Origin of the sequence: Bartonella sp. AP4SXKL (assembly GCF_042195845.1) — a bacterium.
In the GTDB taxonomy this organism is placed as follows: Bacteria; Pseudomonadota; Alphaproteobacteria; order Rhizobiales; family Rhizobiaceae; genus Bartonella.
The window spans coordinates 1-7,461 of the sequence record NZ_JBHIPA010000031.1 but is presented as its reverse complement, the minus strand read 5'-3'; the positions used below and the strand labels follow the sequence as shown (position 1 = coordinate 7,461).

The 7,461-nt window shown below is 39.3% G+C and carries 7 protein-coding genes and 1 tRNA gene; 1 reads left to right on the top strand and 7 read right to left on the bottom strand.

Features of this window, described 5'->3' with window-relative positions; all coding sequences use genetic code 11:
* Nucleotides 1-77: transfer RNA gene (locus tag ACFIMI_RS09260), tRNA-Met, on the top strand.
* A 1,330-nt stretch (nucleotides 78-1,407) separates the two neighbouring features.
* On the opposite strand, the gene ACFIMI_RS09255 is transcribed toward ACFIMI_RS09260, so the two are convergent.
* The 7 genes from ACFIMI_RS09255 to ACFIMI_RS09225 all read right to left on the bottom strand — a co-directional run bounded on the left by ACFIMI_RS09255 (nucleotide 1,408) and on the right by ACFIMI_RS09225 (nucleotide 7,138).
* Complete coding sequence (locus tag ACFIMI_RS09255; RefSeq protein ID WP_375612583.1) at nucleotides 1,408-1,509, bottom strand: DUF2087 domain-containing protein; 102 nt, start codon at nucleotides 1,507-1,509, stop codon at nucleotides 1,408-1,410.
* Nucleotides 1,488-1,826 carry a hypothetical protein gene (locus tag ACFIMI_RS09250; RefSeq protein WP_375612582.1) on the bottom strand — a complete coding sequence of 113 codons (339 nt, stop codon included), beginning with the start codon at nucleotides 1,824-1,826 and terminating at the stop codon, nucleotides 1,488-1,490. Before ACFIMI_RS09250 ends, ACFIMI_RS09255 begins: the two co-directional genes overlap by 22 nt.
* Nucleotides 1,827-1,940: 114 nt before the next feature.
* Entirely contained in the window at nucleotides 1,941-2,105 is a 165-nt protein-coding gene (locus tag ACFIMI_RS09245) for a hypothetical protein (protein WP_375681550.1), read from the bottom strand.
* Nucleotides 2,106-2,114: 9 nt separating this feature from the next.
* Nucleotides 2,115-3,269 (bottom strand): MFS transporter, encoded by a 1,155-nt coding sequence (locus ACFIMI_RS09240; protein ID WP_375692503.1) that lies wholly within the window; start codon nucleotides 3,267-3,269, stop codon nucleotides 2,115-2,117.
* A gap of 531 nt (nucleotides 3,270-3,800) precedes the next feature.
* Nucleotides 3,801-5,039: a DUF2087 domain-containing protein gene (locus ACFIMI_RS09235; RefSeq protein ID WP_375692502.1), complete on the bottom strand. Its 1,239-nt coding sequence runs from the start codon at nucleotides 5,037-5,039 to the stop codon at nucleotides 3,801-3,803.
* A gap of 10 nt (nucleotides 5,040-5,049) precedes the next feature.
* Nucleotides 5,050-5,724 carry a hypothetical protein gene (locus tag ACFIMI_RS09230; RefSeq protein ID WP_375613882.1) on the bottom strand — a complete coding sequence of 225 codons (675 nt, stop codon included), beginning with the start codon at nucleotides 5,722-5,724 and terminating at the stop codon, nucleotides 5,050-5,052.
* A gap of 214 nt (nucleotides 5,725-5,938) precedes the next feature.
* Entirely contained in the window at nucleotides 5,939-7,138 is a 1,200-nt protein-coding gene (locus ACFIMI_RS09225) for an MFS transporter (protein WP_375692501.1), read from the bottom strand.
* Nucleotides 7,139-7,461 lie beyond the last annotated feature (323 nt).

Sequence of the window (7,461 nt, the reverse complement as noted above, 5' to 3'; positions counted from 1 at the left end):
CGCGGGGTGGAGCAGCCCGGTAGCTCGTCAGGCTCATAACCTGAAGGCCGCAGGTTCAAATCCTGCCCCCGCAACCACTTCTTAATCACCACCTACCTTATAATATCAGCAGGGACGTAATAGTAACTTTGCTCTTCTCAATCTAAACAAAGATAGTGTCAAACGAAAGAGATAATATGCTCAATAAGCCTAATTAAAAAAGCTTATAAAATTAAAAAAAATCCATACTATTGTCTCTTTACAAAGTCAGTAATTTACATACATAAGTTCCCCTTTCTGCTACACTTTTCTCATAGAAACTTATCAAAAAAACTAGAAAAACTAGTTGCTCGTAAAACTACCAATACCTAGGAGCGGCTTTGAAACTGGATCGGATGCCTTCTCATCTCATAAAAGAATGCAATAGGATTAATAAGGGGCATACCCTAATGAAGCAGTGCTAGGCAGAGGCAGGGAGAGAATGCTTTCTTCTCTCTAAACGATAAATCTAAAAGCTCTTCTTAGTACTGCAAAACAAAAATATCATCAATCTCTGAAAATAAAAGCAGGAAAAAACAGATGTAGCGTCTAAACGCATGGAGTAAAATGCTAATCACTCAAAACTCTTCCCACGTACAAAACCCAAATAAAAACTAAAAGGGGCATGCCTACTAATCATCATGCACCTCTGGAAGCAAAATGGGTAGGGGAAGAACGTATAGGTACGTAATGCTACGCACTTAAAGGGCGCGCAAGGACTAAATCTAAACTCAGATTCTCTTGGATTTTAATATCATCCCTCCCTTTGTTCTATGTGTACCTGTATATCTTCATCCTCAAAACAATCTGCCAACTTTTTGTAACAAAAAACTGTACACAATTCCTTGAACTCCAAACTATCTATATCACTAAATACTAAGGGGGATTTTTACCTAGAAAGCTTTTTGGGGTAGCAAGCCCATGCCTATGATCATTGTAATGATGCAAACCTTTTGCAAACAGTGTTTTAAGAGGGTAAAGTGTTATGTTGATAGCAGAAAGCCTGTAAAGAGAAAATGGCTATGGTATGTAAGAATAGTGCTGTTTTTTATAAGGAGCTGTCTTATTATAAAATTAAGTAGGGTAGGGGAAGAACGTATAGGTACGTAATGCCACGCACTTAAAGGGCGCGCAAGGACTAAATCTAAACTCAGATTCTCTTGGATTTTAATATCATCCCTCCCTTTGTTCTATGTGTACCTGTATATCTTCATCCTCAAAACAATCTGCAACTTTTTGCAACAAAAAACTGTACACAATTCCTTGAACTCCAAACTATCTATACCACTAAATACTAAGGGGGGCGCATAGCTGGCCTAAACTCTCTTTACAGAAAACAAAAAAACAAAACGCTGCATAAGAAAAACTCAAATGCTTGAATTTTTTCTTTCAACGTATGCGCTGATATTTGCTTGCATATCGTCTTAAAAATCCATTTTCCACCAAGATTCGTCTTAATCTCGCAAAATCTAAAGTAAAAAGGCTACATATTTTTGATGTTTCCGTTTCGCGATAGTTTTTCCTATTTTAAATGCTTCTGCAATTTTTGTAAGTATATCTTCTGTTTCTAAATGACGATCGCTAAAAATTTCCATATTTCGTACATTTTTATCTTCTAGCGCTTGCCATAATTTATCGATTGCTTGAAATCCCTTTGTTGTGTTTTGAATAAGACCAAGGTTTAAAAGGCGATTAATAGATTTGTGAATGTTTTTGGTCTCTGAATTGACAAGTTTGAGGATATCAGAAAGAATTTTAGCACCAAGTATAATAACAGTATAGACAGCGCGTAGTGTCGGTGAGGTCATGGCAGAAATGAGCGAATTATAAGAAAAATGCTTTGGCTGTGTTGCACATGGATATCAATAGAATATTATTCGTGCAGAATGTAGCTACCTTACGCTTGTCTATCCCATAATCCTTTAAGCTATGAGACAATTTGCAACGGCGTTTACAGAGCAATCTTTAAAGACCGTTTTGAGCTTTTTTGCCGCAGAGTGTGTTACAAAATCATAATTGAGCCATTTATGGCGAAGTGTTTTGAGTGCTCTTGTTGTGCCACCGGTTGCAAAAACTATATGTGACATGGAAGCTGCTTATTTTTTCGTTTGCATGAGGCAAAGGCAAGAAGCAAAGGCGGAGGCACCAACAATCATGCAAAAGGTGAAAGCGATATGATTGTTGAAATGGCTGATAATCCATCCACTTGTCCATGAGCCGGCGGCTTGGCCAATATTTGAAATAACAAGAATATAACTGAAAAGAACACTGGCAGAGAGGGATGGGGTTGTTTTCCCTGCTTGATAGTATATTTCTGGAATCATGACAGATTCATAGACACTGTAGGCAATTAATGCAGTCACAGCGGTAAAGACCCCACCCATGAGGAAAAATGAGGAGAAACTTCCCATAAGCCATAATAGGTAGAAAGTTGATTTATCGGAAAGGCTGAGATGTTTATTGATTATTCCTTGCCAGATACAAATACTGATGCCAACAATTGAAAAGAAAATTCCACTATAAGGGGCGAGATTGCTGTCAAATTTACTGAGAAGTGTTGTGGTGGTGATGAAAATTCCCATGAGGTATGCACAAAGCAAAGCCGTGACCAGCAAATAAGCAATAGAACGATTATGTATTATTGTTTTTAAAGAAGAAAGAAGAGCTTTTTTTGTTTTTTTATTCTTTTCAAGAGATAATGTTTTATGCGGGTAATGATAAACAATTTGAATGGATAGAACACAAAGATACAAACCAATGAGTGCAAAAAAAGCCATTAAGAAGGTTGATGCGTTGTATTTTATGGCACTCGTTGCAACAAGAGGGGCGATAACGACAGCAGCATTTTGAAAAAAAGAATAGAGAGTTAATGCGCGTTTAAGAGCATTTTCATTGAGATGTTCTGATAAAATTTCTCTCAAAAATGGCTTTGAAATTGCTTTCGAAAAAGCCATTAAGGTAAAAAAGATCAACCATGCAGAAGGTGTGAGCGATAGGATAATGCACACAAAAGCGCTACTCCTTAAAATAAAGGCGGTAGCCATTAAGAGTTTACGCGAAAATCTTTCTAATAAACCTGTTGTGGTTACCATGAGAATGCTTTCAAGGATTACCGATCCAGCGAGATAAAAAGCAACATTGGCAGCAGTTATGAGAGAAGAGTTTCCAAGCAGAGGGAGTACAAAGAAAAAGGAAAATTCAGAAAGGAAAACTGTGCTATAGATGAAAAAAGGAATTTTATTTTTGCCCATGGAATTTCCATAGAAGTGTTGTTAAATGATCAAAGACATTTTGTTGTATCTTTTGAGGAAGTTTTGCCAGCCCTATTTCTGCTGTGCACATTTCGTTGAAATAGTATCTTTCTTGATTCACTAGCCAGTCCAATGCAAGAATATTGTTTTTTCTACGATGTTTTTAGAAATATCGAGCATGATTTGGATTGAGCAACAACACTGTGCCCGGATGTTCGCGCAACAATCGTAAGATCATTGAGACCTTGATCCTATATCTTCTCCTGATGGTTTTGACTATTTCTAATTCTTTTTGATAACCACCCAATCCTTTTTGATAACCAATTGGCATCCCGCACTCTTGTTCCTCCCCATTGCATCTCTTGCGAAGAGGGCACGCTAATCTCATCTCCATAGATTGTCAACATATGAATGGGATGAATGATTTTGTAACCTTTTAATGAAATTATATTTTTTTAGTGGAAGGTTATTCATTCTCTTGAAATAGAGAAGAAAAACGATAGCGTTCGCTAATCATTTTTCAATTCTCTTTTAGCGCATGCGTTGATATTTTCCTCCATGGCGTTGTAAAAAACCTCTCTCAACAAGAGTGCGTCGTAATCGGGCAAAGTCTATCGTAAAGAGGTTGCATATCTTGGAAACTTCCGTTTCGCTATAGATTTTTTCCTTCTGAAAGGCTTCACCAATTTTTGATAGCATCTCTTCTGTTTCTAAATGGCGGTCGCTTAAATTTTCCCTATTCCGCTCATGTTTATTTTCTAGCATTTTCCACACTGTCTCTTCGGCTTGAAATCCTTCTGTTGTGTTGTGAATAAGTCCGAGATTCAAAAGGCGATTGATGGATTTGTGAATGTTTTTGGCATCTGAATCGACATGTTTGAGGATATCAGTAAGATTTTTTGCACCAAGGATAATGGCGGCATAAACAGTACGCAGTGTCGGTGACGTCATGGCAGAGATCAGTGAATTGCGGGTATTGCGTTTGTGAAGGGTTTCTTTCCCCATGGGCAAAAGATCATTGCGAATGGGCAGTTCATTGATTTCTATGAGTTCTGCTTGTAGCGATTGTGCGCGTACAATTTGTTCGGCAGAGGTGCGTTTGCGAATAATCCCCAGACCACCTTGGCGATATTTGTGGTTTTCGGGGAGTGTTAAAGCTTCATAGGAGCCATCAAGCCGGTAGAGAATTTCTTCCCAGATGGGAGTTCTAACACGTCGAACCCGTTGTTCGCCATTGAGAGCAATTGTTGTTGTTATGGTTGGTTCATGCAGAAAAAGATAACCACCCGCGGTGATGTGTTCCCAAAGGGTTATAACAAATCGCACGTCATCTGCGGGCGTTCCAGCATCAAGCCAAGCAAAATCTATTGGTCCCCAAGATTTGAGGGTGCTTTCATCAAGAGAGAAAAAATTCTCATGGATAAATGTTACCATGTTTTTTTCAATACCGTCTTGAAGCAGTTTTTGCCATGCTTCTTCTGCTGATTGACCTTCGACTGTAAAATCATCAATGGTGATAAGCCGAGGTTCGTAATTCTCAAGGATTCCTGAAGGATCAAGCAAAGCTGTACGCTCTTCCCAGGTGGAAGATTCTAAAAGTTTTTTATCTTGTTGCCATGCTTGTTTTGCTTTTTGCAGTGCTTTAGCAATCAAGCGCGTACTATCACCAGCACCGATTTCAATGACTGTGCGCGGTCTTGCCATTTGAATAAGCGCATAAATGAGCTGTGCACTATTTTCTGTTCCCATGCCAGGTCTTATCAGCTGCATCTTTTTATCCTTATAATTTTACCAATCGTAGCATTCCTGCTTTTATAAAAAACTTTATTGAATCCTCTAGCGGATATTGAATACGTATTGGTGTGGTGGCTTGCTTCAAGAGATGTTTTGTTTTTTCATGAAGCCGGATTGTACGCCCATTGAGTTGATTAATGGCAAGACTGCCAAGAGAAGAATCTATGATAATACATGTTGGCTCTCGTAAAAGAGCGGTTGCATCATTTTCTGAAAATGCTTTTTGATCTGTTTCGATGAGACCGTGTTGTAAAAGTGATATCAAAAGACTTCCAGAGGCAAGAAGAGTACCATTGAATTGTATTTCCCTCAGTGATTGGACAAGGCAGCCTTCACGAAGTGCTTCAAATGTGGGAAAATCGAATCCGCCAAATGCCGCTCCTTTTGTAGAAACAATGGTGATGGGTTGTATTTGCCGTTTGCCAATGAGTGCTGGTTTGTTTTTTATTATTTGTACATCTTTTGCCCATTGAACGCGTGATAAAGGATTGAGTTCACTTGGGTAGACAGCGAAAGAATTGATGGCTATGGGCGGCGTTGGTTTTTGCAATTCAAGCGTGTGGATGTTTTCATTCAAGTCATGTTGCATGGTGTTTGCAAGTTGCCATACATAACCGCCTGTTCCATTGTAAAAGTTTAAGCCTATAGGGTCTTGTTGCATGATGTTATCGTTTTTTTTTACTTTAAAATATCAAGTTTTGGGGAGGGTTATTAGTTGCTCTACATTAAAGAGTGGTTTATCAAAGTCCTATTGGGTTGGTATGGGGTTGCATGGGATACAACGATTTGATAGGGATTTTATTGAAATTTGATTGGGTGGTGATTGTCATGTCCTTTTGGGGTGTATGGTTTGCTTGAGAAAAACGCCTCGTCCACTAACCATTATCAAATTCTCTCTGTTTTTTTTGTACGGCACTGTTCACAATAAAACCTAAGATGCCTGTGATCATGGTGGCGATGCCAATGATAAACAGTGTGCTTTGGGTGTGATGCACTTTTACAAAACCGGCTCCTAGAAAGCCAAGGCACACCGCTGTTTGTATGATAAAGATATAGGCAGGCATTTGGTTGTTTCGGTGTTCTTTCTGAATGGCTTTCATCATAAAACTTGCCATCAGAGCATTTTGCACGCCGTTAGCACCCCCAAGGATGAAAAATGACAGCATCATTAACCATACAATATGTGTTAAGGAAAAGCAGAAAATTGCAAAGCCGATGATTGCAGCGGCAAGTGATGCTCCAGCGGCATTACCAAAGCGATGAAAAAGGCTGGAGAAACAGAGTGGACCAACCACGAGGCCAAGACTTAACATGCTTGTGATTACCCCATAGGTTTCTGCACTGAAGTACAGCTCAGTGCGGATGCGGACAATCGATAAGACGTTGAGAGCAGAGGTGAGGATGATGGTAATGATGAGGGGAGAAAGAGCATAGACAACATTTTTTTTACGCAAGAGACCCGTTAAATCTAGCCCTTTTTTGCTTTTTTGCGTTGTGTTTGTCGTTTGTGTATGAATTTTAAAACTTTTAAAACAGAAGAGAGTGATAAAGGTAGCAAAAAGAACCATGATTGACAACACAAACAATCCTTTTTGCCCGTTTGATATTCCATACAACACGCCCCCTAACAGTGGTCCTGCAATATAGCCAAGATTACGAACTGTTTGGATAATGCGGTTGATACGGTCTAATTGCTGATCATTGGTTGCAAATTCTGGGACGGAAACGAGGATAGCAGACCAAAAGAGTGAACCAGCACAACCTAGTGCGAAAGAAAGGGCAATATAAACCCAAAATTGGTTGGCGATTGCAGCTGTGGCTATAAAGAGTGCTTCAAACAATAAAACAATGGGTACTGTTCGCGCTGGTTGGAAGTGATGCAAGAGGCGTGGTGCAATTGGTCCGGCACAAATTGCCCCGACAAGCCCTGCAAACAGCAGCATTGAAATAGATGCTGTGCTTTCTGCTAAGTGGAGAGCAAATGTAACTTGTGCTGTTTCATCGGCAAAGCTGCTAAAGCCCAAAACAAGGAAAAGCCCCATTTGGGTAAAAATCATGGATTTTTTCTTTGTCACAATGCTCCTCCCCAAGAGGTTATAAGGTACAATTTTCTTCTACGTGTTTATGGTATATCCCATGCTTTGTATAGTTTTTCTTGATGATCAGTTGAGAAAGGAAGTTTTCAGAGCTCTTTTCCAAAACAAGCACAATGCCTATTGGCAGCGATGAGCAACTCCTTATGTTTTTTTAAAGGGGAGTATTAAGGATGATGGGCTGGTGAAGTTGTCTGATATGAGAGACAATGATACAAAAAGACAATCAGAAAATTTTGCAAAAAAGCTGCACTATGCGTGCAGCTTTTTATGTATTTGCTTTAAAGGAAGACAGGTAGACGTTT